This window comes from Promicromonospora sp. MS192 (assembly GCF_049532985.1).
Lineage (GTDB): Bacteria > Actinomycetota > Actinomycetes > Actinomycetales > Cellulomonadaceae > Promicromonospora.
On record NZ_CP186693.1, the window covers coordinates 4,019,758 to 4,045,343 of the forward strand.

At 67.1% G+C, this 25,586-nt stretch carries 16 protein-coding genes and 1 pseudogene; 7 read left to right on the top strand and 10 right to left on the bottom strand.

What is annotated here, in order from left to right; translation table 11 throughout:
* Positions 1-23 precede the first annotated feature (23 nt).
* A complete protein-coding gene (locus ACO229_RS18045) occupies positions 24-644 on the top strand; it encodes a PaaI family thioesterase (RefSeq protein WP_397410423.1) in 621 nt (206 codons plus the stop codon).
* Positions 645-835: 191 nt separating this feature from the next.
* Here the strand turns inward: ACO229_RS18045 and ACO229_RS18050 are convergent, their stop codons facing one another.
* The gene (locus ACO229_RS18050; protein ID WP_423462372.1) at positions 836-1,318 is read right to left on the bottom strand and encodes a DUF456 domain-containing protein; all 483 of its coding nucleotides are present in this window, start codon (positions 1,316-1,318) and stop codon (positions 836-838) included.
* 134 nt (positions 1,319-1,452) lie between these two features.
* Between ACO229_RS18050 and ACO229_RS18055 the strand changes: the two genes are divergently transcribed.
* Positions 1,453-2,319 (top strand): arylamine N-acetyltransferase family protein, encoded by an 867-nt coding sequence (locus ACO229_RS18055; RefSeq protein ID WP_423462373.1) that lies wholly within the window; start codon positions 1,453-1,455, stop codon positions 2,317-2,319.
* 49 nt (positions 2,320-2,368) lie between these two features.
* Here ACO229_RS18055 and ACO229_RS18060 read toward each other — a convergent pair whose 3' ends face one another.
* The gene (locus tag ACO229_RS18060; RefSeq protein WP_423462374.1) at positions 2,369-2,722 is read right to left on the bottom strand and encodes a hypothetical protein; all 354 of its coding nucleotides are present in this window, start codon (positions 2,720-2,722) and stop codon (positions 2,369-2,371) included.
* A 1,125-nt stretch (positions 2,723-3,847) separates the two neighbouring features.
* Here ACO229_RS18060 and ACO229_RS18065 point away from each other — a divergent pair.
* Together ACO229_RS18065 and ACO229_RS18070 are read left to right on the top strand one after the other, a co-directional pair.
* Positions 3,848-3,895 (top strand): annotated as a pseudogene (locus tag ACO229_RS18065) (hypothetical protein); the annotation flags it as partial.
* Positions 3,896-4,089: 194 nt separating this feature from the next.
* Positions 4,090-4,491, top strand: coding sequence for a transposase family protein (locus ACO229_RS18070; RefSeq protein WP_423462375.1), 402 nt, complete (start codon positions 4,090-4,092; stop codon positions 4,489-4,491).
* Between the two features lie 611 nt (positions 4,492-5,102).
* Here the strand turns inward: ACO229_RS18070 and ACO229_RS18075 are convergent.
* From ACO229_RS18075 to ACO229_RS18105, 7 genes are all read right to left on the bottom strand, one after another.
* The gene (locus ACO229_RS18075) at positions 5,103-5,981 is read right to left on the bottom strand and encodes an RHS repeat-associated core domain-containing protein (protein ID WP_423462376.1); all 879 of its coding nucleotides are present in this window, start codon (positions 5,979-5,981) and stop codon (positions 5,103-5,105) included.
* Positions 5,982-7,505: 1,524 nt separating this feature from the next.
* Positions 7,506-8,549, bottom strand: coding sequence for an RHS repeat-associated core domain-containing protein (locus ACO229_RS18080; RefSeq protein ID WP_423462377.1), 1,044 nt, complete (start codon positions 8,547-8,549; stop codon positions 7,506-7,508).
* A 1,020-nt stretch (positions 8,550-9,569) separates the two neighbouring features.
* On the bottom strand, positions 9,570-9,941 hold the full coding sequence (locus ACO229_RS18085) for a hypothetical protein (RefSeq protein ID WP_423462378.1): 372 nt from the start codon (positions 9,939-9,941) through the stop codon (positions 9,570-9,572).
* 59 nt (positions 9,942-10,000) lie between these two features.
* On the bottom strand, positions 10,001-16,534 hold the full coding sequence (locus ACO229_RS18090) for an RHS repeat-associated core domain-containing protein (RefSeq protein WP_423462379.1): 6,534 nt from the start codon (positions 16,532-16,534) through the stop codon (positions 10,001-10,003).
* Positions 16,535-16,665: 131 nt separating this feature from the next.
* On the bottom strand, positions 16,666-16,788 hold the full coding sequence (locus ACO229_RS18095) for a hypothetical protein (protein ID WP_423462380.1): 123 nt from the start codon (positions 16,786-16,788) through the stop codon (positions 16,666-16,668).
* On the bottom strand, positions 16,785-17,606 hold the full coding sequence (locus tag ACO229_RS18100; RefSeq protein WP_423462381.1) for a LamG-like jellyroll fold domain-containing protein: 822 nt from the start codon (positions 17,604-17,606) through the stop codon (positions 16,785-16,787). The genes ACO229_RS18095 and ACO229_RS18100 overlap by 4 nt, the downstream gene beginning before the upstream one ends.
* A 177-nt stretch (positions 17,607-17,783) precedes the next feature.
* Positions 17,784-19,877: a hypothetical protein gene (locus ACO229_RS18105; protein ID WP_423462382.1), complete on the bottom strand. Its 2,094-nt coding sequence runs from the start codon at positions 19,875-19,877 to the stop codon at positions 17,784-17,786.
* A gap of 703 nt (positions 19,878-20,580) precedes the next feature.
* On the opposite strand from ACO229_RS18105, the gene ACO229_RS18110 reads away from it, so the two are divergent.
* Genes ACO229_RS18110 through cobA form a run of 3 tightly spaced genes read left to right on the top strand, consistent with a single transcriptional unit; the run spans position 20,581 to position 24,510 of the window.
* Positions 20,581-22,299, top strand: a complete 1,719-nt coding sequence (locus tag ACO229_RS18110) for a nitrite/sulfite reductase (RefSeq protein ID WP_423462383.1) — start codon at positions 20,581-20,583, stop codon at positions 22,297-22,299.
* Positions 22,296-23,162 (top strand): phosphoadenylyl-sulfate reductase, encoded by an 867-nt coding sequence (locus tag ACO229_RS18115; RefSeq protein WP_423462384.1) that lies wholly within the window; start codon positions 22,296-22,298, stop codon positions 23,160-23,162. Before ACO229_RS18110 ends, ACO229_RS18115 begins: the two co-directional genes overlap by 4 nt.
* A complete protein-coding gene (gene cobA, locus ACO229_RS18120; protein ID WP_423462385.1) occupies positions 23,155-24,510 on the top strand; it encodes a uroporphyrinogen-III C-methyltransferase in 1,356 nt (451 codons plus the stop codon). Before ACO229_RS18115 ends, cobA begins: the two co-directional genes overlap by 8 nt.
* Positions 24,511-24,562: 52 nt before the next feature.
* Here cobA and ACO229_RS18125 read toward each other — a convergent pair whose 3' ends face one another.
* The gene (locus tag ACO229_RS18125; protein WP_423462386.1) at positions 24,563-25,504 is read right to left on the bottom strand and encodes a hypothetical protein; all 942 of its coding nucleotides are present in this window, start codon (positions 25,502-25,504) and stop codon (positions 24,563-24,565) included.
* Positions 25,505-25,586 lie beyond the last annotated feature (82 nt).

The following is a 25,586-nucleotide window of genomic DNA, read 5'->3' on the forward strand; positions in this document are numbered from 1 at the left end:
GGCCGGACATTACCCTTGCGAACATGTCCGACACACAGCAGACCTCCGCCCCGGCCACCCCGGAGGCGGCGGGTGCCCCTGCCACGGGGGCCGCGGGCGAGATCCCCGCCGGCCAGGCCCCGTCCGCCGTCGCTCCGGACTCCTGGGGCGAGCCACGCACCCGCGAGCTGACCTGGTACGACCCGATGCAGCTCGCGGCACAGGCGCCGCTGGTGCCCGGCGTCGAGTTCCTGCGCCGCATGCGCGACGGCCTGATCCCGCCGCCCCCGATCGCCGCGCACTTCGGCCTCGACATCGACGAGGTGGAGGAGGGCCGGGTGACGTTCCGGTGCGCCCCGGACGAGTCGGGCTTCAACCCGATCGGCACCATCCACGGCGGCGTGCTGTGCACCCTCCTGGACACGGTGTGCGGCTGCGCGATCCAGTCGGTGCTGCCGCCCGGCAAGGGCTACACGTCGGTCGAGATCAAGGTGAACTACGTCAAAGCCGTGCGCGGGGGCGGCGGCCCGCTCACCGCGGAGGGCACCGTGGTCAAGGCCGGCTCGCGCGTGGGCTTCACGGAGGGCGTGGTCCGCGACGCGACGGGCGCGGTGGTGGCGACGGCGTCGAGCACGCTGCTGGTGTTCGACGTGCCGGCGTCGTAGCCGGGGGCGCGGACGGCTGACGCCTCCAAGCGGGGCCGGGGCTCCCCGAACGCAGAAGTGCGCTTCTACCCAGTCATCAGGCCCAGATCCAGCTCGTCTTCCGGGCCCAATGACTGGGTAGAAGCGCACCTTCGTGCACCGACCCAGCCGACGCGGGTGGTGCGGGTGCCGAGACCCCCGCGCCACCCGCGTCACGTCAGGAACAGACCCACCACCCACGCACCCGTGGCGATCAGCGAGCCCACCAGCTGCACCCCGATCGTGATCAGCGTGGCCTGCACCGCCGCCTTGGTGGACGCCCAGGCCGCCGGCACCTCCTTGTGCCGCGCCCACTCCAGCAGGAAGATCGCGCCCACGAAGAACAGGAACAGCCCGATCACCGGCACCACGAAGAAGCCGACGATGCCCGCGATACCGCCGACGGCGAGGGTCGCCCAGGGCAGGTTCGCCTTGCGCAGGTGCTTGCCCGCGATCAGCCACTGCGCCACCTCGGCGACGGCGATCGCGGCCGCCGCGATGCCGAACACCACCCACGCCTCGACCCCGCCGGTGAAGATGGCCCACACGAGGATGCCGCCCAGCACCAGCACGGCACCGGGCAGGATCTGGACCACGATGCCGATCAGTCCCACGAAGATGGCGACGCCGACGAGTACTTCTCCCAGAACGCTCACGGCCGAACCCTAGCGGGTGAGCGGCGTCCGCTCGATCAAACGCCCGCGTCTACGCTTCTGACCATGAGGCCAGGTCAACGATGCGCACGACGGCGCCCCGACGCCACGACCCCGCTCCGGCACGGGACACGACGGTGAGCCACGCGGTCGTCGGCTACCTCGCCCGGCTGGGCCTGGACCCCGCGCTCGCCGCCGGGCGCCCCACCACGCCCGAGGCCGCGGTCGAGACCCTCGCCGAGATCCACCGCCGGCACGCCGAGCGCATCCCGTACGAGAACCTGCACACCATGCTGGGCAGCCCGCCCGACATCGACGCGACCGCCACCCTGCGCCGCGTGGCGTCGGGCGGCAACGCGGGGTACTGCTTCCACCACAACGGCATCCTCATCGCGGCCCTGCGCGCGCTCGGCTACGACGTCGTGGAGGCCTGGGGCCACAACTGGGACGACGACGCCGAGCGCCGCGACGTCCATGTCGGCCACCTCGCGCTGTCGGTGCGCAGCCTGCCGACCACTGACAACCCGGGCGGTGCCTGGTGGCCCGACGTCGGCTGCGGCGACGGCCTGCACGCCCCGCTCCCGCTCGTGGCGGGCGAGTACCGCCAGGGCCCGTTCACCTACCGCCTGGACGTGCGCGCCGACGGCTGGACGTTCCACCACGACGCCCAGGGCAGCTTCGGCGCGGTGGACATCTTCGATGCGCAGCTGACCCAGGCGCAGGCCGAAGCCGCCCACCGCCGCCTGACCACCCCGGACAGCGGCGCCTACGCCCGCAAGCTCGTGGTCCAGCGCCGTCTGCCCGACGCCGCGGAGACGATCCGCGGCTGCCAGTTCACCCGGACGGGCGCACGCGCTTCGCGAGCGGAGCTGACCAGCTACGACGACTGGCGGGACGGCTTGGTGACCCTGGGCATCAGGATGCAGGACGTCGACGCCGACGCCCTGCGCGGCCTGTTCGACCGCAGCCTGACGGCCCACCGGGAGTGGCTGGCGGCGCGCTAGCCCCGGTGGCTCGATGCGGCCCGCTCCCCGGGCGGGCCGCTCGGCGACCTCAGTTCCAGAAGACCGCGACGAGGATGTTGACCAGCGTCAGCCCGAGCACGGAGCCCTTGAGACCCTGGGAGACGTTCTCCCCCTTGCGCACGGCGATCACGGCGAGCACGGCGACGGCGAGCGCGATGATCAGCTTGACGCCGATCTTCGCCATGGACGGGCCGCCGTCGTCCCAGAGGCCGCCCATCTCGGCGATGCCGACCATGATGACGCCCGCGACGACAGCACCCATGGCGCCGTGCGAGACACCCTTGTAGAGGGCCTTGGTCCGCAGCGACGCGATCGCGCCGCCGAACACGAGGGCCCAGCTCGCGAAGTGCAGGAACACGAAGACGTTGTAGAGGAACTCCATGGTGGGCAGCCTATCCACGGAAAGGACTGTCGAGGCCCGAACGGAGGGTGGTTCCGCAGGACGTGACATGTCCCACGACGGCCGCCAGGCGAGAGCCCTCTACCGCGGGGAATCGCGCGCGGCCCGGTAGAGGTATGCGATCGTCCCAAGGGCGACGACGTCCACGACAAGGGCCGAGATCCATATAGCGTCGCTGACCAGCCAGCGAGCGACTACCACTGCTGATGACAGCATGGCCACAACTTGCAGGATCCGGAGGAGCCAGCGTCTCCAACCCCCAGGCGTGACAAGACCCTCGGCCAAACCGTCGTCACTCCTAGGCATTGCGACCGCCCTCGCCTTCAACCCTGTCAGAGTGCGCTGGCGGGCAGCACTCGACGGAGCAGCGCAATGCCATTGGTTGCTGCTGCCGCAGCAGCGACACGGGGGGCAAATGTTCCTGTGGCATGCACGAATAGGCTGACATCATTTAGGCGCGCAAAAACGCCAAAGTAGCCAGCGCTCACGACACAACCGGACCAAAGGCCGCCATAAGCAGGCCGGCAAGAATGAATCCTACTGACACCTTCAACGCCGTGCGTCTTGCACCAGGATCACCGAATGCCGAATCAAACAACTCACGAAAAGCACTCGGAAAGACCCTGGATCCCGACGAGCGCATCCACGAGTCAACCCGCCCATTAAAGATCGCGCCAGTCACGCCGATAACCAGGAGCACAATCGAAGCAGCGAATATAACAGGGCTCATCAACCAGTTCTCCAACAACCCAAATGGGGACGCGAAGTACCCACGAGATCCCTACCGATCACCATGAGAGCGCTATTCAGCGCGTGTGGCTCGGGAGCGGCCTCGTAGCGGCTTGACCAGCATCGTTGCTGAGACGGGACAAGGTTCGACAGGTAGCGCAACGGCCCTCGCGTCCGGTCGGATCGGGGTTGTCGAGACCACCAGTCAAGCCGAACGAAGGGCCGATGCGCTACCACTCTACCGCCGGGCTGACCCGTGCCCAGATGACCGAGCTGATCGCCCGCTGTTGGCAAGTCCACTCCGGCCGCCGGCCAGGTGACCAGGGGCGATACGCCTTCGTGATGCCGTTCGGCAAGGCCGTGTCGATGGTCTTGATCATGGCCCGGCACAACCTCGCTCAGCAGCTGACCGGGGACCTGTTCGGCGTCTCCCGGGCCACGGTCTCCCGCGTCTGGCGGCACCTGCTGCCGATCATCGGTCAAGTCACCGCACTGGATCGCTCCCGTCTGGCCGATGCACTCCAGCGGGGCCTGGTGCTGCTGGACGGCACACCGGTGCCGACCGGGGCCGCACCGGAACAGGCACGACGAACTACAACAAGAAGCATCACAAGCAGGCCTTGGGTCTCCAGGTCGCCGCGTTCCGCGACGGGAGACTCGCGGACGTCTCGAGCCCGGTCCGCGGATCCCGGCATGACTCCAGAGCTCTCGAAGAAGTCGGCTGGGCCGAGCAGATCACCCAGGCCCGCCGGGCCGGCCCGCTGATCGCGGTCATCGCGGACACTGCCTACATCAAGCACACCCGTCTGACGCCCCGGAAGAAACCACGAGGCGGGCACCGGACCAGCCAGGACAAGCAGTGGAACCACCGGATCTCCTCGATGCGAGCCCCGATCGAGCGGACGATCGCGCTGCTGAAGCAGTGGAGAATCCTGTCGACCGGCTACCGCGGTCGCCTGACCGAACTACCAAGCGTGATCCACATGGTCACCAACCTGGAGTTCTACCGCCAGGCCACCTGAATAACGCTCTTAGTCCCGAGGCCGGTCAGAACGGCATCTTCAGCCCCTTGAAAGAGATCTGTAACCCGTTTGACCTGACTGGACAGCCACTCGGAATGCGAGTCAACCCGGCAGGTTGCGCCCGAGGCTGGTCTCCTCACCGCCTGAACCTGCAGCCGTCGCGATTGCCGAGTAAAGTCTGGGACCCTCTCGCAAGACAGCCCTTGAGCTTAGCAGTACCTGTCGCGTTATTCGTCGACCATCACGAAGTTCGAGGACTATCGCCGGATGCACTGCCCAACGCGACCACTCCGCCCTCCACTCGCCTGGCAGTATGTACGCAGAAGTGACTTCACTGGGCCGAATCCGGACGGTTCGAAACCGTCCACGAACAAGCAGCACTTCTTGACTCACACTAACCATCGTTCGCCCAGCGGTGAACCACCAATTGAGTACGCGCACCAAACCAGCCAGGAGCACGAACACCGCAATCGCAACCGCGACATCAAGCGTGGCGGAAGGGTCAAATTCTCTGACGATAAGCAGGCCAAGAAATACTATGGCGGCCAGTGTTACAGCGACGTAAGCCGGTCGCCAAAGCTCCGATTTCTTGGATCGCAGGACATACATCGCTACTGTTGACCAATCATGCTGTTCCCACCAGTACTGACTGCATATGTGGTGGCGGTTCCGGCCAAGTTCGACGTCGCGTAGCTCACACCGTAGAGGCGTTTCACGTCAGTGACACCAAGGACGTCGCCCCTCGGATCAACCGAGCGCGCCACACTAAGCGCCGGGTTGGTTGGAAGATCACCGGCGAACCGCTTGACAGCACTCTTCGCGACGACCTTTCCTGCCGCACCGCCACCGATCATTCCTACGGCCGACACCTTGGCTTTGTCCCACTTTCCCTGCCGAGCGTAGGCGGCCGTATAGACAGCACCACACAGTGTCCCGACAGCACCGAATGCGAACCCACGGGCGAACTCGATGGACTTGCCGACCTCGCTCTCGGTGAGGTACTCGGCCGCGGTGCCGGTCGCTTCCCATACTGTATCGAGCCAGCTGTTCTTCTGTTCACGTTTCTGGGTCTCGGCCTCGCGCGCCTCCGCCGCAGCAGCCTCCCGGGTCTTGCGTTCCCGGAGGAGTCGCTGCTCGCGTCGCTCTTGCGCGGCCTTCGCTGCCTGTGCCTTCTCGGCGGCACTGGGGGTGTTGTTGTGCCGTATCGTCACCGGCGGCGTGTAGCTCGTACCCGGCTTCGACCACTTGCCAGCACCGCCATTGCTCCACGTGCCCGTGTACCCGGTGTTGTTCGGGGCGACCTGCCATCCACCCGACCCAGGCTTCCCGCGCGTAGGGGCTGTGTACGCCCCATCGATCAACGGCCCCAGCAGCAACCCTGTCGGGTCGGACCACGTCACCGGATTGTTGTTCGCATACGCATACGCGTTCCACTGCTGCGGATCAGACAGATCCATCACCGGATCCACGCTGACGAACGACCCCAGCACCGGGCCGAAGCATCAGCCGGCTTGTCCAAGAACCCACGATCACCAGCCCAACCCGAAGTCCCGCCCGCCGAATCGTCCGGGAGGCCTGCCGCACTGTCCCAGAACGCACCCACTCAAATGGTGCGAAAAGACATCACTGCCCCCCTCCCTGCATCGCAGAATTCTGAATTTACCCCAGAACTAGTTTCCAAGGTGGAATCAGGAGGGAAAGCAAGATTGCAAACGACGACCCCACCAACGCCCCGCATATTGAAGAGTAGATGTACAGAAATGGTTCGCCATAGATATCAACACCAGTTTCCCCGTCCGACCTGATAGCCCCCTCGACGAAGGTTGCAATGTAGGAAAACAGCAACGAAAGAAGTATCGCAAAACCTGCCACCATCAGTGGCCAGTGGCTGAGGAAAGCCGAGGGGGCGCGAAGACCCGAAGAAGATCACGGCAGCGAAAATACCCATCACGGTGAATCCAAATATTGAGACACCCGAATAGACAGACAGTCCCTGCCTTGCATCCTCGAACCTCGACACCTGCGGCAAGTCGCGCAACGCCTTACTCTCGGCACTCGGTCGCCGTGTAACAGCCCATGCGACTAATCTCAGCAATAGCAGTCCGATAAGGACCGCGTGGCGGGAGTAGTTCAGGGATGCAACCAGTCGCATCAGCATCAGTCGCTCACGGTCTCAGTTGCAGAGAGAGTGGCATGACCGGCCGCAACCTGCGAATACGGGCCGAAGGCATCCTGATTGGCCCATCGACAACTCACGACGGACATCCTCCCCATCGACGCCAGATGACCATTGCTTGAGCGACAGACGCATATGCTTCGCCTGCAGCCTTAGAGACGCTGTTCAGAGGCTCGGCCGGGTTCATGCGCTGGTGCGGTTCTGATCTGCGGGATGCTGGTGGTCGGCAATATTAGGTAGTTGGCGCACAGGCCCACCCGTCTGACCGAACTACCAACCCTGATCCACATCAGCGTCAACCTCAAGTTCTACCGACAGACCGCCTGAATAGTGCTCTCGCCAGTTCATGACCCAGCTCGAGTCGGTGATAGCGCTCGCAGGCTGCGACAGATCCCCTGTCAGTCGGACGGCTTATCGTCTCGGGCACCCCCACCGGACAATCCCGCCAGTTGCCAAATTTTGCGCTGTCGCGCCTTCACCTCGCCAACACTTACCGACTCGTCGGCAAGTCGAATAACCGCCCCTGTCCGATCGTCTACCTGCTCCACATGCGTCCAGGAATCAAATACGGTGGTATATCCGGCGCGCACCTCGCGACGTTGGCGAACCTCCCCGACTGCCCACAGGGCACAGACTGCAATAGCGTTCACCGCAAAGACTGCGATAATGGTGAACAGCGGTGTACGAGAGATTATCCCGGCGCTTTGTGCGAGGAAGGCGAGGGCCAGGACTATGCATAGCACCAATTCGCCTACAGCAAGTCGAAGCATCCACTTGCTGTACCAATAACCGCTCCGCCCAGCAAGTGTCGTCCTTGTCATACCCGGAACCCACTTCGTCATCGCTCTCTCCCCATCTGTGCGGTGTGAGCCAGCCCCATGCCGCCAAACCCAACCACCGCCGATCCCACATTACCCACGGCATCGGCTTCTCGGACAATAGCTGCTTGATTGCCGACCTTTCCGGATGCATCAACGCAATCCCCAAGTCCACCAATCGCCCTAGCACCCTTGAACGCGAGACCTAGAGAACCGAATGCTGTTCCGACAATCCCTAGGGTGCAACCCACCGCGTCCCCGCTCGCACAAGAGATCGTGGCGGACACCGCGCCCGTTATGAGCGAAATGGCTCCGAGCGCTCCAGCCAATGGCGCTAGCGGCGTGAAAGCAAGGACTGCAGCTAACAGCCCAGTTATTGCAGAGACTGCACCAAGGACCGAGCCCGCATCCTGAATCCAGGAATTCTTCTTCTCGCGCTCTGCTTGTGCCGCTTCGCGTGCTTCGGCTGCGGCGGCTTCCTGTGCCTTGCGTTCCCGGAGGAGTCGCTGCTCGCGTCGCTCTTGCGCGGCCTTCGCTGCCTGTGCCTTCTCGGCAGCACTGGGGGTGTTGTTGTGCCGTATCGTCACCGGCAGCGTGTAGCTCGTACCCGGCTTCGACCACTTGCCAGCACCACCATTGCTCCACGTGCCCGTGTACCCGGTGTTGTTCGGGGCGACCTGCCACCCACCCGAACCAGGCTTCCCGCGCGTCGGAGCCGTGTACGCCCCATCGATCAACGGCCCCAACAGCAGCCCAGTCGGATCCGACCACGTGACCGGGTTGTTGTTCGCATACGCATACGCGTTCCACTGCTGCGGATCAGACAGATCCATCACCGGATCCACGCTGACGAACGACCCCAGCACCGGGTCATACAACCGCGCACCCACCGCCGTCAGACCCGAAGCATCAGCCGGCTTGTCCAAGAACCCATGATCACCAGCCCAACCCGAAGTCCCGCCCGCCGAATCGTCCGGGAGGCCTGCCGCACTGTCCCTCTCGGCACCGAACGGATCCGCGTACCGCCGCACCACCTGATTGGTCGTGTTCCCGATCTGGATCATGCCGGTGTTGTGGTGATCCGAGAACACCGACATCACATCCGGGGGCCCGCGACCCCCTACGCACGGCGACCGTGCGAACGTGCGAGGGGCGCCACCTGTCTACAGATCAAGAATTCGAAATAATCTCTAGACAAACCACGACCACGAAACCAGCCCTACGAGCAGCATCGCAATCGCCTCGATCGGCCACGATAATGCGATTATCCAAGCCGTGGAAGTCGTCTTTATCGGGGCAAACGAAAGTAGAACGCCTATATATGCGAGCATTGCCACTGGAAGGAGCGCAAGAAATCCGAAGACAAATCCGGGGACAGGCGCCCCCTTACCTATCAGCCATCCGAGGAGAGGAACCGCGACTACGAACGTCACGGCGACCCAAATGATCGACCCAGTCAGAAATCCGTAGAGCTGCGCCTTTGGTGAACGAACGCCGGAATCCGGATCCCAGTACTTGAGTCTCTCAGCTCGGCGCTTCTCGACATCGCCTCCTACATTTCCAAGGCGATACGGAAGAGATTCGAACCAACCAAGTACCAGTGGGGGGCGAAGTAGCCATCTCATCTGCCGTACCTGCCGATGGTGTCACTGGTAAATGATGCGGCGTTGTAAGAGTTTAGGACGCCATCAATATCGGCCGCTACTTGAGCAGCACCGTTCTGCAATTGGACGGCCGCCCTGTGTGCAGGACGTGATCCCTTGAAATCACCGGCCGCGCGAAGGACGTCTCGCCTCATCAGAATCCCGTATCGAAACGGCGACCATCCGGATCAGGGTGACAGCTTTTCACCCATCCCCCATTCTCGACTCAAAGGCGCTCTTCTGTGACTGATGGGATTCCTGCAATCGCCATAACCACGGCCGAATCTTCCCAATCCAGGTCAGTGGTGGGGCGGACGCGGTGAGGCGGGCATCGGACCACCGTTGACGTCGGAGTCTTCGCAGGAAAGGAAATGCAGGCAGAGCCTCGTTTGGAATACCTGTTCGTGCCACGGAGTGCGGATCGGAAATCAGAAACACATATCAGAAATCCTCGCATTTCAACCCTGAATCATCCAAGATACGAGCGACGGCGGGCCGCAGATCGAGAGCCTCTTTCTTTAGTTCAATCGTCAAGGACGCCGCGTCGGTGATATCAACGAGAATGTGGCGCTTATCGTCGTATAGTTCGGCCGAGAATGACCAAGGGGCAAACCTCGCTACCCATCTCTCATCAGCCTCACTTCGATTCTTGCCCAGACCAACGAGCCCGGACTCCAAGTGCAGCCTGACCCCAGGCGTGGCCTCCCAGACACCGACGCGGTAGCGCGCATTGTCCGGCACCCACTCCACCTGGATATCGTCTAAAGGCAGGAAACCCATAAGACCCGCCAGAATCCTGGAGACGGCATCCACATCGCTCGGCTCGTAGTCGACTACACATCTAAATCTAGCTCGTCTCACAATCAATCCCATCATCCAGGCAATGGCGTTGCCGGTATACAGGGCCCACCAGCGCACAACTGATCCGCTGGCGGCATCGGAATTAGGATCGGGATGCCACCTCCACTTCGAACGACGCCACCCAAGCCAGTCAGCACGGTTCTTCCCGCCTTTTGGGCACCATTCAAAGCACCTCTCGCTACATCCCGACCCAGTGCAGAGAATCCATCCCTGACTCGGAGATGTCCCCCGCCCGGCGGGTTATAGTGCCAACCGTTTCTCTTATCCCATTCGATCCGATTCTGGTGTCCACCTGCACCGCCCCAATGGATTCCCGGCCTACCTTTGCGCATAACGACATATCCAGAATTACCCCAGGCCCAATTGTGTGGCTTATAGCGCCACTGGTTGAACCCGTCAGAAATGCCGTGCCATATGCTGCCAAGCAGCGAAGTTCCCGTTTCGAGCCAGCTGTTCTCTTGTTCGCGCTCGCGAGTCTGCGCTTCGCGTGCCTCAGCCGTGGCCTTCTCGTGGGCCTTGCGCTGCTCCAAGCGGCGTTGTTCGAGTCGCTTGTGCGCCGCTGCGGCAGCGTCGATCCGTTCCTTCGCACCAGGCAGGTACCCACCGCTGTTGTTGTAGACCGGAGGATCCCCGATCGAGTTCGGACCGTTGTAGGAGCCACCATTGTTCCAGGACCCGGTATAGCCCGTCTTGTTCGGCCCGATCTGCCACCCACCCGAACCAGGCTTCCCGCGCGTCGGAGCCGTGTACGCCCCATCGATCAACGGCCCCAACAGCAGCCCAGTCGGATCCGACCACGTGACCGGGTTGTTGTTCGCATACGCATACGCGTTCCACTGCTGCGGATCAGACAGATCCATCACCGGATCCACGCTGACGAACGACCCCAGCACCGGGTCATACAACCGCGCACCCACCGCCGTCAGACCCGAAGCATCAGCCGGCTTGTCCAAGAACCCATGATCACCAGCCCAACCCGAAGTCCCGCCCGCCGAATCGTCCGGGAGGCCTGCCGCACTGTCCCTCTCGGCACCGAACGGATCCGTGTACCGCCGCACCACCTGATTGGTCGTGTTCCCGATCTGGATCATGCCGGTGTTGTGGTGATCCGAGAACACCGACGTCGTCTGATATGACTGCGACACGTCACGCACCGCCACCGTCCGCCCCGCGAACGAGTAGTACCGGTTCGCAGTCACCTGCCCGGTCTCACCATCCAGGGTGACCTCCTGCCCGGGCAGGTACAACGTCGTGTCCCCACCCTGCTTGCGCACCAGCCGATCTCCGTCAGCTGAGTACAGGTACCCATCGGCCTGCCCCGCCTCGCTCTCGGAGACCGAGCCATCACCGTCAGCGTCCTGGGCGACGGACTCCAGCTCACCCTCGACATCCCACGACAGCTCCTGCGCAGCCTCACCGGCCACCTCACGGCCGGTCATGTTCCCGGCCTGGTCGTAGGCGAACGCGCTCGTCCCGAGCGTCGTCCCACCAGCAGACGCCGACACACCTGTCACCGCGTGCGGTCGTGTCGAGGACGCGCCCGACTCCGGCTGAGTGTAGGTCGAGGTGACGTTCCCGCCATCGGCGACAGCTCGGTGCAGCGTGCTCGTCTCACGGTTACCGATCGCGTCGTAGGTGTACGACTTCCAGTACGGATCCGCACCACCCAGACCCGCCACCGTCGGAGTCGCAGCGCAGTCGCCAGATCCGGGCGTCCACGCACCCGTCAACCGTCGCGCCCAGTCGTACGTGAAGCACTGCTGGTCGGACGGCTGGTTCCCCAGCGCCGGGTCCGGAGTGTCCTTCACGGACAGGACGTTACCGGCATCGTCGTACGTGTAGGACGCATGCCGCAGATCCCTCAGCTGGTCCCCCGGATCACCCGTCTGCTGGGTCGTCGTCACGGCCTGCAGACGCCGCGTGCCCCGGTCGTAGTACAGGTTCTCCTGGTAGGCGTAGGTGTTGCCCGTGTTCATGGAGGACAGTTCCCCGGTGGGCAGATAGTCCGCCTGCACCACGTAGGAACCCCAGCCGTACCCGCCCGTCAGGCCGTCCACGGCGTTCGTGTCCGAGTAGAACGTGGTCAGGCCCTCCTGCGCGATCGGCCCAGCGCCTGGCACGAGCTGAGTCCGCAGGCGACCGTCCTCGGTGTAGCTGTATTCATAGGTGTACTCACCCGCGAGCCCCTCGGGCGTCGTGGACGTCTCCGGGACAGAGACCGTGGTGGCCGTCGGCAGGTATCGGTCCGTGAACCCGTCGATCGTCGTCGTGTACTGCGCAGCGCCCTGGTGACGGGTCGATGCCGTCTGCTGTCCCTTCACGACCGTCCCGTCGCCCAGCCGGTCGTACGTCCAGGAGGCCCGCACCGTGCCCGCGGTACCGCCGGCGCGCATCGTCGTCTTGCGACCCAGCGCGTCGTAGGTGTACCCGAGGGTCTCGCCCCGGGCGTCCGTCGTGGTCAGCACCTGCCCCGCAGCGTCGTACGTCATCGAGCTGTCGCCCTTGTCCGGGTCCGACGCACTGGTCTGGCGGCCACGCAGGTCGTACTCGTACGACCACCTGTTCCCCGCCGGGTCGGACACCCCGATCAGCCTGTCCGCGCCGTCGTACCGGTAGGACGTCACGTGGTGCGTACCCGACGGGGAGGCACCCTCGTACTGCCAGAGCTCGTCCGTGCGGCCACGCGCGTCGATGATCGTGGTCGTCGGCGTCCCGCCGGTCGGCGGATTCACGCTGACCCGGTCACCGCCGTAGGACGTCGTCGTGGTCCAGGTGTCGAGGTAGGACGTCCCGTCGTCGGCCTGGTCGCCCTCGCCGGCCTGGAAGGTCTCGCGCACAGGTCTGCCCGCGCCGTCGAACACGGTCACGACGCGAGAGTCGACCGCCTTCTGCGACACCACCAGGGATGCCGAAGGCACACCGGTCGTCGGCCATCCATCGCGTGTGACCCAGGTGAGACCACGCGAGTCGTACAGGGTGTCCGAGATGACCCGGCCGACCACCGTGGCCGAGGCAGAGGGCGCCTGAGACTGCCGTTCCCGCAGCAACCCGTCATAGATCACCGACGAAGCCACGTAGCCCGACGCGTCCCAGTTGAGTGTCTCGGTCCGGACCGAGTTCAACCCCGAAGTGCTCACCTGGTAGGTGAACTTCGTCGTGGGGTCGTCCTGGTTCGGCACCCGCCCAGGCTCCCACACCTGGGTGAGGCGCCCCAGGGCGTCGTACCGGCCGGTGGTGACCTTGCCGTTCGGGTCGGTCGCACGCAGCGGGACACCCCACAGCGGGTCGACCGCTGTCGACGTCACATGTGGCTGGAGCGTGCCGCTACCGTCCGGGTCCGGTGACGTCACCGTCGACGAGCGTGTGAGCCCACCGGCGTTGTCGTAGGTCGTCGTCGTGACGTTACCAAGAGCATCGGTGGAGCTTGTCGGCTGACCGTAGCTGTTGTAGCCCGCGCGCGAGGCATCCACATAGACCGGGTTGCCCGCCTCGTACCGATCGGCCTCCTGCGTCAGCGTGACCCGGCCGCGGATCGGAACAGAGTCGACCGAGCGCGAGTCGTACCCGTACCGAACGTCCGACACGACATCGGCAGGCCGGGCCGGAGCCTGGTCACAGCTCACGTCGACCGTCTCGACCCGCTTCGCGGTGTTCAGGATGTTCGTGGCCGTGTTGCGGTTGTACGTCGTCCGAGTACACAGCTCGTCCCCGGTGGTAGCGGTGTCGCCGCTCTCCGAGACGCTTGTCGGCATACCGTACGAATCGAACGTGGTCTCGGTCCGTGTCGTTCGCGAACCGCCCGCTGCGAGCGGCGTGACCGTCTCGGTGGCGGAGACACCTGTGTGGAAGGCCTTGCGGGAAGTGTCGTCGGGATCCGTCGCTGTCGCTGCCGATCGCCACGGAGTACTGACGACCCGCTCGACGACATCACCGCCGTCGTAGGTGATCTCCTCGCGGACCATCCCCGCGTACTGGTCCAGATCCTCGATGCCATCCACCTTGACGGTCGTGGTCCCACCCGCTCCGTCTCTGTCACCGTGCATGCCACGGAAGTACCGGGTCGCCGTGTGCAGCCTCGGGGACCCTTCCTCGCCTGACGCGCCGGTGTAGACGTCGACCCGCTCGTAGCCACGCAGCTCCCCCCACGTCCGATACTTCGGCTTGATGAGCTCGCTGTCCGTGTAGTGCCACTCGGGGCCGCCCGTGTACTCGTACGTCGTGTCGACAGGGACAGTCCCGGAGATGCGCCCGTCCTGCGTCACCGAGGTCACGCGGTAGTGGTGGAAGTACTCCATCACCTGTTCGTCCGCGCCCTCTGGCGTCCAGAACACCGGCTGGCACCGCATCGAGTTGTTCTGCGGAGACGAGGGGAGGTTGGACGTCGAGCATTCCTTGCCGGAGTAAGCGATGGTCGTCACTCCGCCCGACTCCGATGTGATCTTGTCCACGCGGTAACGCGTCATCGCCGGACCCACGTCACCCGTGGTGTCGACCCGGTTGTCCTTCTGCGCTCCGTGGAAGACCACTGACGGCAGCGCGATGTCCGCGGCAGACCCGCCGTTGCCCGTGTGCTTGATCGAGCTCAGCCAGAGGGCCGGGTTGGAACCGTCACCGGAGTCGGGGTAGCTCTGCGCGAACGTCCACGTGTCCACGGGCACCAGGACCCCGCCGTCACGAATGTTGGTCGTGATGCCGGTGAGCCGCTTGCGATCGTAGAAGGACGGCGCGGTCTGGGTACAGGATGTCGTGGAGGTACAGATGAGGTCCTGCGGCACATCGGGCCAGTGCGCGCTGTTGGCCGCGTTCAGCTTGCCCTCGGCACAGTCGAAATCAGCCGTCGGGATGCATCGCTCGGCATACGTCAGGGAGAGCCGGCCTGGCGCCTCGGTGGTGCCCTCGCTACCCGCGCGGGTGCCGTACTCCATGTACCAGAGCCGACCACCAGAAACGTACTGTGAGCTCCCGGAGTTGTTGTTGTGCCCGTACCGGTTGTACTCGCGCGTGTACCGGTACGTCATGGAGTTGCCCGACACGTCCTCGACGTAGTCCAGCATCCACCGCCACGCCTGGTCGCACTTCGACCCGGCGAAGTCACCTGCCTGGTAGCACGGCTCACCAGGATGGTTCCCGTACACCGGCACATGCCACGAGGAGTTCAGCCCGAGCCCGTCGGACCGCTGCCCCTGACCGAAGTAGTACTTGGTGCCGTCGTCCGTCGTGACGACCCAGGACTCGCCGTTGTTGTCGGTGTTCGTACTGCCGGTCACGTGGGACACGATCGTGTTGTCATCGTTCTCCGGCCGCCATGTGCTCGTGGCACCGTCACGAACGAGGTCGGTCGCGGACCCGTTGAACACGAGGGTCGCGTTGTTCGACTTCCAGCACAGGTCGCCCGTGGCGCGCGAGGCGTTGTTGGGCGTCTGCCCACCGACCGCCCCCTGATCCTCCGAGCACGGGACGTACTTGCGCTCGACGTATCCCGAGAGGTTCGCCTCCCACCCGTCGCCGACCTGCGAGGCCTGGCTGTTGGCAGACACCACCTTGCCGTCCAGGCTCGCGGAGGAGTAGGACAACGAGAGGTCAGGCGCCAAGCCACCCGGCACAGGTGGGGTACGCATGGGATAGGACCAGGTGAACGCACCGGTCTGCGTCGACACGTTCCACGACGCGGACGGCGCGAGCGAGGTGGCGCCCCAGTCGCCTGCAGCGCCGGCGGTTCCCGCCATCACCGCGAGCACGACGGTGTCCGATGAAGCGGAACTGGTCCGCTCGGCAGCGTCCGCGGATCGCAGTCCGGCTTTCGCGCTCTCGGCCTGATCGGCCGCGACCGGTAGCTCGATCGTGCCGCTCAGCGTCAGTGTCTCCGGATCCAGCGCACTGTCCGCCACCGGCGTCGCCTCACCGCAGACGGCAGACGACGCCGCAGTCGAGCCGAGCACGCAGGAGGGAAGCTGGACGAGCTGCAGTCGATGAATCAGATCACCGCCGGCTCCAGCGAGATAGGACACGTCGAGGTCGATCACCGCACGGCCACCTGACGTCCTTGCGGAGGTCGACGCTACGGGCGCTGTACGGTCCGCGTTCGCCGGACCGAGGGTCACGACCGGGCCGGCCGCACCGAGCCGGTCAGCGGCTGCGGAGCCCAGATGGGACACGGCGACCGGGCCAGCCGCCTTCGCAACGTCGGAGTCGATCGGGTGCAGACCCACCTGCAGTCCACCCGCACGGCCTCGTGATTCGTCGCTCTGGGTGCCCCCCGCCTTGTCGGCGCTCCCCACCGCAGAGGGATCGAGTGTGACCGACCCCGCCTCAGGCAGTGCCACGGTCCGGGACTGCGCCGGTGTCATGGGTTCCCGGTCCGCATCGCGGGCCGTCACATCCTCAGCAGCTATCTCGGTGGCCTCGACCAGGTCGACCTCCGGGTTCTCGAACCCCAGGGTGTCGATGTACTCGCGCGCTTCCTCGAGCGTCATCTCCTGCCGTGCGGCAGCGTCAAACCCAGCCGCGACCGCCGGCGCCACCGCGGGACCTGCCAGGACCAGCACCAGAGCCCCGGCAACAACAGCAGCGCCTCGCCCGCGCAGCGTCCCTGTACTCAGCATCGTCCGACGCCCGTTCCTCATCCCGTGGCTCCCCCATCGACTCGACCGTGAATCTCGCCTGTTCGCCAACCCGCTCACGGCACATCCATCCCTTCGCAGATTCGCTGGAGCGCCGGCTCGTCGTAGATGTGCCCGGCGGCCACGCGAACCTCGTCCACAGCGCCGTGGAACGGCCAGATCGGGCTGCCGTTCTTCATCCCCGATCCAAGTCGCAAGCGGCCTGTGCCACGTTCCACGGGTTCCAGGGCTCATCGCTGTCGAGGTCGAACCTTCCGACGGCGCCGGCCTTCGGACTCTGGGCAGGAAACGTGAGCATCGGGCATGCCCACGCCTGCAGCGACTCCTCCGCCGCGTCGTAGACCCCGACCACATGGGTCCACTGTCCGGGCACCACCGCTACCGGCGTCCTGGAGGCCACGTTGGTGGAGTTGGGCTCGTTGTCCCGGACGCTCCAGAACGCCCAGCACGGTGCGACCGACCCCTCGTTGTCGGGGTCGGCGTCGGTCGGGCACGCCTGACTGGTCGAGATCCCCAGGTGGAAGGACGACCGGTAGTCACCGTCGACCGACTCCGACGCGTTGGGAACCTGGGTGATGGCGGCTCCCGATTCGCTGACGTCATCCGCGCGCAGGAATGCAGAGATCGTGAAGGACTCCGTACCGTTCACGACCGCTCGCTGGCTGACGGCGATGTCGTCCTGAGTAGCCGGGTCAGGGTTGAACAGCCACGCTCCGTCCGAGACGCGGTCGGGAATCTGCCCGTTCGGATCCGGGGGCCACAGGCCTTGCGGATTCGTCCCACCAGTCCAGGTGACGCCACCTGTGGCGGTCAGGCCGCCAGCGGTCGACGTGCTCTCGCCGTTCACAGCCGAACCTGCAGTTGTGCCGTCGACCCACCCGGTGTCGTTCAGATGCCAGTGAGCTGTGGTGAATGCGAAGCCCACATAGAACTCATAGATGGTGGGATCCGAAACAAGGCCGGCGTCATCCTCGGAGTACACGGCGATGTAGTTCAACCCAGCCCGGGTGATCGGGAGCGAGAACGCAGGGACGGCGCCCCCGAGGGACGACGGCGTTCGACGCTCGGAGTACGTCTGGGAGTTCAGCGAGTACCAGTACCGGGCTACATCGGACGAGCCGTTGGCCGAGAACACCACCGAGATCGGTGTGCCGACACCACCAGCCACTCGTCCCTACGGGTAGTTCGAACTGATCACCTTCGGCGGGTTCGGTTTGGACGTGTCCACCGTGAAGAAGCACAGCGGCGAATCCAGGAAGGACGTGCGCGCGATGTGGCCCGACACCGGATCGGTCGATGCCACCTGGACCCGCCATCGATACGACTTGCCCGACTCGAGCCCGACCTTGCCCGGCACCGTCGCCGCACGCCAGGTGCTCGCTGCTGACGGCTCAGACCACTCCGACCACCAGATCGGCTTCAGTGTGTCCTGTGACTCGACGCGGAACCGGATCGTGACCTGCGTCGTCCCGTCAGGCTCGCTCCCGCCTCGTGCCCGCAGCTGCGGCGTGGAGTCGCGCACCTGACGCCGCCCGTCCCACGTGTCCGGGCAGTCGACAGGGTCCCCACCGGCCTCGGGCACGATCTCCGTCTGGGCCGCGGTGGGCGGCAGCGGCGGCCGGTCGAACAGGATCGACAGCGTTGCCGAGGAACCGTTGTACCGCTTCCACCAGTTCATCGAGCCTTCCTCGGCGGTTCGCATACCGAGCGCGATCCACGATTCGCCACTGTTGGCTGCCGTCCTGACCCGCGCCGTGACATCGAACTCAGCGTGTGTGGTCCGTCCCGCGCATCCGTCACGATGCGTCCCGCTCCATCGACCCTGTTTCGCTTCCCAGCTCACGTCGCTCCACACGGTGGACGAGGTCACATAGGTCGAGACGCCGTACACGTCCACCGATCGTGCTTCGCAGTCGAAGCTGTGCGTCCCGGAGACGGCGAACTCCGCATGGAGAATCTCGGAACCCTTCAGATTGCCCAGCCACACGCCGTCCGAGCCCTGACGCAGTGCGCTGAATCGCCAGAGGAGCCGCTGCAGGTTGCGCTGCGTGCACTCGGTGTGCGCCGCCGGGTCACAGAGGCCGACCCCTTCAGACCCCGAGAAGTTCCAGTTCGGCGTATTCGTCCACGCCGGGTAGGTCTGCACCATGGCCCATCCCGCCGGGTCCGGCGCGCCGATCTTGGGGTCCAGGAGGAGCGGCATGGTCACGTCGGGATCCGTGAGCATGCCGGCATCCGGCGTCACCGTCACGGTGGCGCCACCCGATGTCGGCTGCACCGCGACGTCCATGACCGCGACGGCGTCGCCGGCCAGCGGGTTCTCCAGGCGAACGTGGTCAGCGTCGGTCGCGGCGCCCTCGGAGGTGTCCGCATCAGTGGCGGAAGCCCGTGAGGAGACGGGAGTGTCCGCCCCGACCTCGTCCCAGTCCGTCGGCCCCGCAGAGTCCCACATCAGCGGCGGGCCGGACTCCCAGGCGACCTCGCCGTCCGACCCGACCACCTCGAACCCCTCGCCCGAAGAAGCGGCACGTACCTGCATCCCCGCGGCTGCCTCCAGCGGGAAATCCAACGCCAGGTTCTGGGAACCGCCCAGGATGTCATCGGCAAGGTGCGCGAGCGCCTGCTGGTCCGCGACGCGCACGACCGGGATCGCCGTGGTCCCGGCTTCGTTGATCGACACGACCAGGTCCACGCCCCCGCCGAACGAGTAGGTCACGCGCCGGCCACCGTCGTCGACCACCGCGGCCGATGCTTCCGACGGAAGCACGGATGCCGAGAACATCCGCACCCGCTCCTCGGCTGCGCCGAGCACCACCAACGGCAGCCCGGCCCCGGCGACACCGCCGGGGTTCACCCACAGCGGTTCGACGCCTCCCGTGACGGGAAGCATCCCGGCGAGCTCACCGCTCGTCACCGGATCGGAGCCGACCTGGACGTCCACGGGCGCCCAAGTGCCGTCGCCATCGCCGTCCTGCCGCACGGCGGAGGTCGAGTAATCCATGCGAACATCGCCGGTCGCTGTGGCGTACCCCGTCGCGAACTCCGAGAGGGTCTCACCGACCAGGGTCTCGGCACCGCACTCGACGGCTGCCTCGACCGCGTCGTCGACCGACTCGACCTGTTTTGGGCACTCCGCCACGGTCGAGGACACCGGGCTCAGATCCGCTGGGGCGGCGTTCGCCGCGACGGGTGGACCCGCCGTTCCCACGGCCAGCAGAAGCGCCAGCGGTACAGACACCGCAGACCGGGAACGCATGGTGTACCGCATCGACGACCCCTCACCCGACAACCAAGACCTGTGCTGATGAGAGCGACATGCCTGTGCCGTGCACCGTTTTGCATCGTTTTGCTCGCTTCAGCGCCGCTGACCCTCGCACCTCGGTAAAGGACCCGTCAACGCAGTTCTGCACCGTTTTTCACCCTGGACCGCAAGGATGCCGCCGCAGAAATCACCCACTCGAACACGCCCAACCGCGCACAATGCGCACAATCCCGCCAACTCGGGACGGAAAGTTCACCCGGCATGCCGAGCACACTTGCCCGACGCAATTAACCCGCGAAATCACCCGGTCGGAGCAGCCTCCGTTCGAGGCGATTCCCGACTGGATCGATCGGGAAACACATAGGAACCATCAATACCCCCGATAGACATCCACGATGTGGACGCCCCCTTCCCCCGCCCGAACCCCCCGGTTAACGTCTTCGCCATGACCAAGGCAGCAGCGCGCACAGCACTCGTGACATCCCGTCACGAGATGCGAATGCCCGCCATGCCGACCTGTGCCTGCGACCGCTGTCGCAGCTGTCTGCACTGACGCGCCCCTCGCCCTCCGCAAGGTCAGCGCGCGCCGCCGGCCCGCAGCGCTGAGTCCCTGGTCATCCCCGGGAAACGGCCTCCTGCCCGTAACGACGCGCACCACTCCCCCAGCCAGCTTCATGCCCGCGCGCCCCGCACGAACAGGACCCTGCCCATGGTGAACACCGCCCCGCCCGCACAGCCCCGCACCACCAAGCGCCCCGCCCGGCCCAACGGCCAGTGGAAGGTTGACGGCACCGCCCCGCTGAACCACAACGAGGAGTTCAAGCAGGAGTCCGACCCGCTGGAGGTCCGCGACCGGATCGAGAAGATCTACGCCCAGGAGGGCTTCGACTCGATCCCCGGTGATGACCTGCACGGCCGGTTCCGCTGGTGGGGCCTGTACACGCAGCGCAAGCCCGGGATCGACGGCGGCAAGACGGCCACCCTGGAGCCGCACGAGCTCGAGGACAAGTACTTCATGCTCCGCGTCCGCATCGACGGCGGCGCCCTGACCACCGAGCAGCTCCGCACCATCGCGGGCATCAGCACCGAGTTCGGGCGCGACTCCGCCGACATCACCGACCGGCAGAACATCCAGCTCCACTGGGTCGAGGTCGAGTCGGTGCCCGAGATCTGGCGCCGGCTGGAGGCGGTCGGCCTGAGCACCACCGAGGCCTGCGGCGACGTGCCGCGCGTCATCCTGGGCAGCCCGGTCGCGGGCGTCGCCAAGGACGAGCTCATCGACCCCACGCCGGTGATCGAGGAGATCCAGGAGCGCTTCATCGGCGACCCGGCCCTGGCCAACCTGCCGCGCAAGTTCAAGTCGGCGATCACCGGCCACCCCAGCCTCGACGTGGTGCACCAGATCAACGACATCTCGTTCGTCGCCGTCGACCACCCCGAGCACGGGATCGGCTACGACGTCTGGGTGGGCGGCGCGCTGTCCACGGCGCCGCGCCTCGCGGAGCGCCTGAACGCCTTCGTCTCCCCGCAGGAGGCGCCCGAGGTCTGGCACGGCGTGGTCCGCATCTTCCGCGACTACGGGTACCGCCGGCTGCGCAACAAGGCCCGGCTCAAGTTCCTGCTCGCGGACTGGGGCGTGGAGAAGTTCCGCCAGGTCCTGGAGGACGAGTACCTCGGCTACAAGCTCCGCGACGGCATCGAGCCGCCGTCGCCCGCCTCCCTCGGCCTGGACGAGCGCGGCGACCACGTGGGCGTCCACGAGCAGCACGACGGCCGCTTCTACATCGGCGCCGCCCCCACGGTGGGCCGCGTCTCGGGCGAGACGCTCGCGCGCCTGGCGGACCTGGCCGAGGCGCACGGCAGCCGCCGCGTCCGCCTGACGCCGCAGCAGAAGCTCCTGGTGCTGGACGTCGCCCAGGACGAGGTCGAGCCGCTGGTCGCCGGGCTGGCCGAGCTCGGCCTCCAGGCCCGGCCCAGCCCCTTCCGCCGCAACACCATCGCCTGCACCGGGATCGAGTACTGCAAGCTCGCGATCGTCGAGACCAAGGCGACGTCGGCCGCCGCGATCACGCAGCTCGAGGAGCGGCTCGGCGACCTGACCGACCTCAAGCCGCTGAGCCTGCACGTCAACGGCTGCCCCAACTCGTGCGCACGCATCCAGACGGCCGACATCGGCCTCAAGGGCCAGCTCGTGCTCGACGACGACGGCAACCAGGTGCCCGGCTTCCAGGTGCACCTCGGTGGCGGCCTCACGTCGCTCGATCGGGACGACGCCGGCCTCGGGCGCACCGTGCGCGGCCTCAAGGTGACCGCCGACGGGATCGGGGACTACGTGGAGCGGGTCGTGCGCCGGTACGACGCCGACCACGACGGCGAGGAGACCTTCGCCGAGTGGGCGCACCGCGCCGACGAGGAGGCGCTGCGATGACCACCACGGAGCCTGCGTCCGCCGTCGCGCTCGCCGCGCCGGCGTCGGCGTTCGGGGCGGGCGTGAACCCGCGTCTCGCTCGCGTCCGTGCCCGCGCGGCCGCCCGGGAGAGCATCCGCGCGGCCCGGCCGATCGCCAGGTCCCGCCGTCGTCGCCGGACCGCCGAGGAGCTGCGGGCCGTCGTGGAGCGGGGCCAGGCGCAGCTGCACGCGTCGTCCGGCAACCGGGAGGCGGACGCCCATGCCGTCATCGCCTGGGCGGTGCGCGAGTTCGGTCCGTTCATGGCGGTGGCGTCCTCGATGCAGGACACCGTGCTGTCGCACCTGGTCGCGGAGCAGTTCCCGTTCGTGGACGTGCTGTTCGGCGACACCGGCTACCACTTCGCGGAGACGCTCGGCACGCGGGGCGCCGTCGAGATCGAGCTCGACGTGACCGTCATCGACGTGCGCCCCGAGCTCACGGTGGCCGAGCAGGACGCACGGTACGGCCCCCGGCTGCACGACCGCGACCCCGAGGCGTGCTGCGCGATGCGTAAGGTCGCCCCCATGCAGAAGGCGCTGGCCGGTTACGAGGCCTGGGCCACGGGCGTGCGCCGCAGCGAGACCGCGGCCCGCGCGAACGCGCCCCTGGTGAGCTGGGACGAGCGCAACGGCGTGGTGAAGATCAACCCGATCGCCGCGTGGACCGACGACGAGGTGGCCGAGTACGCCGCGCGGCACGGCCTCGTGGTCAACCCGCTGCTCGCGGACGGCTACCCGTCGGTCGGCTGCGAACCGTGCACCGCACGGCCGCTGCCGGGCCAGGACGCGCGCTCGGGCCGCTGGGCCGGGCTCGACAAGGACGAGTGCGGTCTCCATGTCTGACATCTATCCCCTGGGGCTCCGCATCGCCGGCCGGCTCGTCGTCGTGGTCGGCGGCGGGCCCGTGGCCGCCCGCCGCGTCGGCGCGCTGGTCGAGGCCGGCGCCCGGGTGCGGGTCGTCGCACCGCACAGTGTCCTGACCGAGTCCGGCCTTGCCACCACCGAGGCCACCACCGAGGTTCCCGAGCCGACGGACGGCCCGGCGCCCGGCGCCGTCGAGTGGGTGCGACGCGACTACCGCACCGGCGACCTCGACGGCGCGTGGCTCGTGCACACGGCCACCGGTTCGCCGTCCGTGGACCAGCAGGTGGCCGACGACGCCGAGCGCGCGCGGGTCTTCTGCGTCACGGCGGGCGACGCCTCCGCGGGGACCGCCTGGGTCCCGGCGGTGGCGCGCACGACCCTGACCGACGACGCCGAGGTGACCGTCGCGGTGACCGCCGGCCGGGACCCCCGCCGCTCGCGGGCGATCCGGGACGCGGTGGCGGCGGCGCTCCAGTCGGGCGCCCTGCCCCTGCGACGGCACCGCCCCCGCGCCACCGGCCCGCACCGGGGCGGCACGGCAGCGGTCCAGGCCGGCCCGGTGTCGGACGACGCGAACGCTCCGGCCTCCGGCGCGCCGGCGGTCCAGCCCGGCCGGGTGTGGCTCGTCGGCGGCGGGCCCGGCGATCCCGGCCTCGTCACGGCCCGCGGCCGCGCCGTCCTGGCCCAGGCTGACGTCGTGGTCGTCGACCGGCTCGGCCCGCGCGCGCTGCTGCGCGAGCTGGCCCCCGAGGTCGAGGTGATCGACGTGGGCAAGACCAGCGGCAACCACCCGGTGCCGCAGCACGAGATCAACGCGCTGCTGATCCAGCACGCGCAGGCGGGGCGCGACGTCGTGCGGCTCAAGGGCGGCGACCCGTACGTGCTGGGCCGCGGCGGCGAAGAGCTGGCGGCGTGCCGCGCGGCGGGCCTGGAGGTCGAGGTGGTGCCGGGCGTCACGTCGGCGGTCTCGGTGCCGGCTGCGGCCGGCATCCCGGTCACGCACCGCGGCGTGGCGCGCGGCTTCAGCGTCCTGACCGGGCACGACGGCGCCGCCGACGTGCCCGGCGGCCCCGACCACACGCTGGTGCTGCTCATGGGTGTCACCCGGCTGGCCGAGACCGCCGCGGCGCTCGTCACGCGGGACCGTCCCGCCGACACCCCGGTCGCCGTGATCGAGGACGGCTACGGTCCCCGCCAGCGCGTCACCACCGGCACGCTGGCCACGATCGCCGCCCGCGCGGAGGCGGCAGGCGTCCTGCCCCCGGCGGTCGTCGTGGTCGGTGCGGTGGTCCGCCTGTCCCCCTCCTGGGGCCTCCAAGCTCGTTGAGTGCTGGGTATCCGTCGGCGCGAAGGCCATCAACCCGACGGATACCCAGCACTCAACGGAACTCGGCCGCTCGGGACAGGGCGTACCGGAGCACCTCCACGTCTTCCGAGCGGACCGCGATGCTCCAGGCACCCGAGCCGGACGCGCCCTCGATCTGCGTGTAGGCCGCGCGGGCGAAGAGGCCGCGGGTCGGAGCCTGCGTGCCGAACACCCGGTGCGGGGCATCGCCCAGCACCTCCGCCAGGGCGTCGAGCGACTCCGGGTCCAGCCCGACCCGCAGCGTCACCCGGCGCACCTTCCGCTCCATCAGGTACGCCCCGACGCGGACGGCACCCCCGCCCACGACGACGGCGAGGTCCTGGTCCGGTGTGCGTCGCCGGCCGAACCGGGACAGGACGCCGCCCAGCACCGCGGAGCCCGCGCTGCGCGGCACGGCCGGCCCGCGCCTGACCCGCCCGGCGCTGCCCCCGGCGCTGCCCCCGTCGGTGGGCTCGCGGTCGGCTCCGGCGTCGGGGCGGAACTCCGGAAGCGGTTCAGGGTGGGCGGGAGGAACGGGCTCTGCGTCGGTGAGCGGACCCGGATACGACTCGTGTTCGAGGTAGGGGGCGGGAGCCGGCTCCGGCCCGACGTGCTGGTCGGAACGGGGATCGGTATGCGGGGCACGCGCCGGCTCGGTTCGCAGGCCCTCGTCGGCGAACGAGTCTCGGTACGGGTCCAGGCCGGAGAAGGCGTCCGGCCCCGGACCATCCTCGACGGTCGGCGGGCCGTCGAGCGGCAGCTCCTCGTCGTCCCGCAGCCCCTCCGGCCGCCGAGCGGCGCGGACGGTCAGCACGAGCCACTCCGCGGCCGCGGCCACCGTCACCACGCCGGCGGCCACCCGGAGCACGAAGTTCAGCGGGTCCCACGCGTTCGAGATGTTCGCGAGCGTGCTCAGCACCCAGATGATGCCCGCGACGAACGCGAGCATGAGGCTGACGAGACGGCGAGTGCGCACTGGACCTGGCTTCATCTCCGACGGACGTGCGGCGAGCAGCCGCGGAAACCCTGCACGATGCCGCAGGAGACAGCCCCGTGCG

What these genes read in the sequence shown, in the direction of transcription:
- ACO229_RS18045 (WP_397410423.1), top strand. Translation starts at nt 24, where the DNA reads ATGTCCGACACACAGCAGACCTCCGCCCCGGCCACCCCGGAGGCGGCG.
- ACO229_RS18060 (WP_423462374.1), bottom strand. Translation starts at nt 2,722, where the DNA reads ATGGAGTTCCTCTACAACGTCTTCGTGTTCCTGCACTTCGCGAGCTGG.
- ACO229_RS18080 (WP_423462377.1), bottom strand. Translation starts at nt 8,549, where the DNA reads ATGATCCAGATCGGGAACACGACCAATCAGGTGGTGCGGCGGTACGCG.
- ACO229_RS18095 (WP_423462380.1), bottom strand. Translation starts at nt 16,788, where the DNA reads ATGAAGAACGGCAGCCCGATCTGGCCGTTCCACGGCGCTGTGGACGAG.
- ACO229_RS18105 (WP_423462382.1), bottom strand. Translation starts at nt 19,877, where the DNA reads ATGCGGTACACCATGCGTTCCCGGTCTGCGGTGTCTGTACCGCTGGCG.
- ACO229_RS18110 (WP_423462383.1), top strand. Translation starts at nt 20,581, where the DNA reads ATGGTGAACACCGCCCCGCCCGCACAGCCCCGCACCACCAAGCGCCCC.
- ACO229_RS18115 (WP_423462384.1), top strand. Translation starts at nt 22,296, where the DNA reads ATGACCACCACGGAGCCTGCGTCCGCCGTCGCGCTCGCCGCGCCGGCG.
- cobA (WP_423462385.1), top strand. Translation starts at nt 23,155, where the DNA reads ATGTCTGACATCTATCCCCTGGGGCTCCGCATCGCCGGCCGGCTCGTC.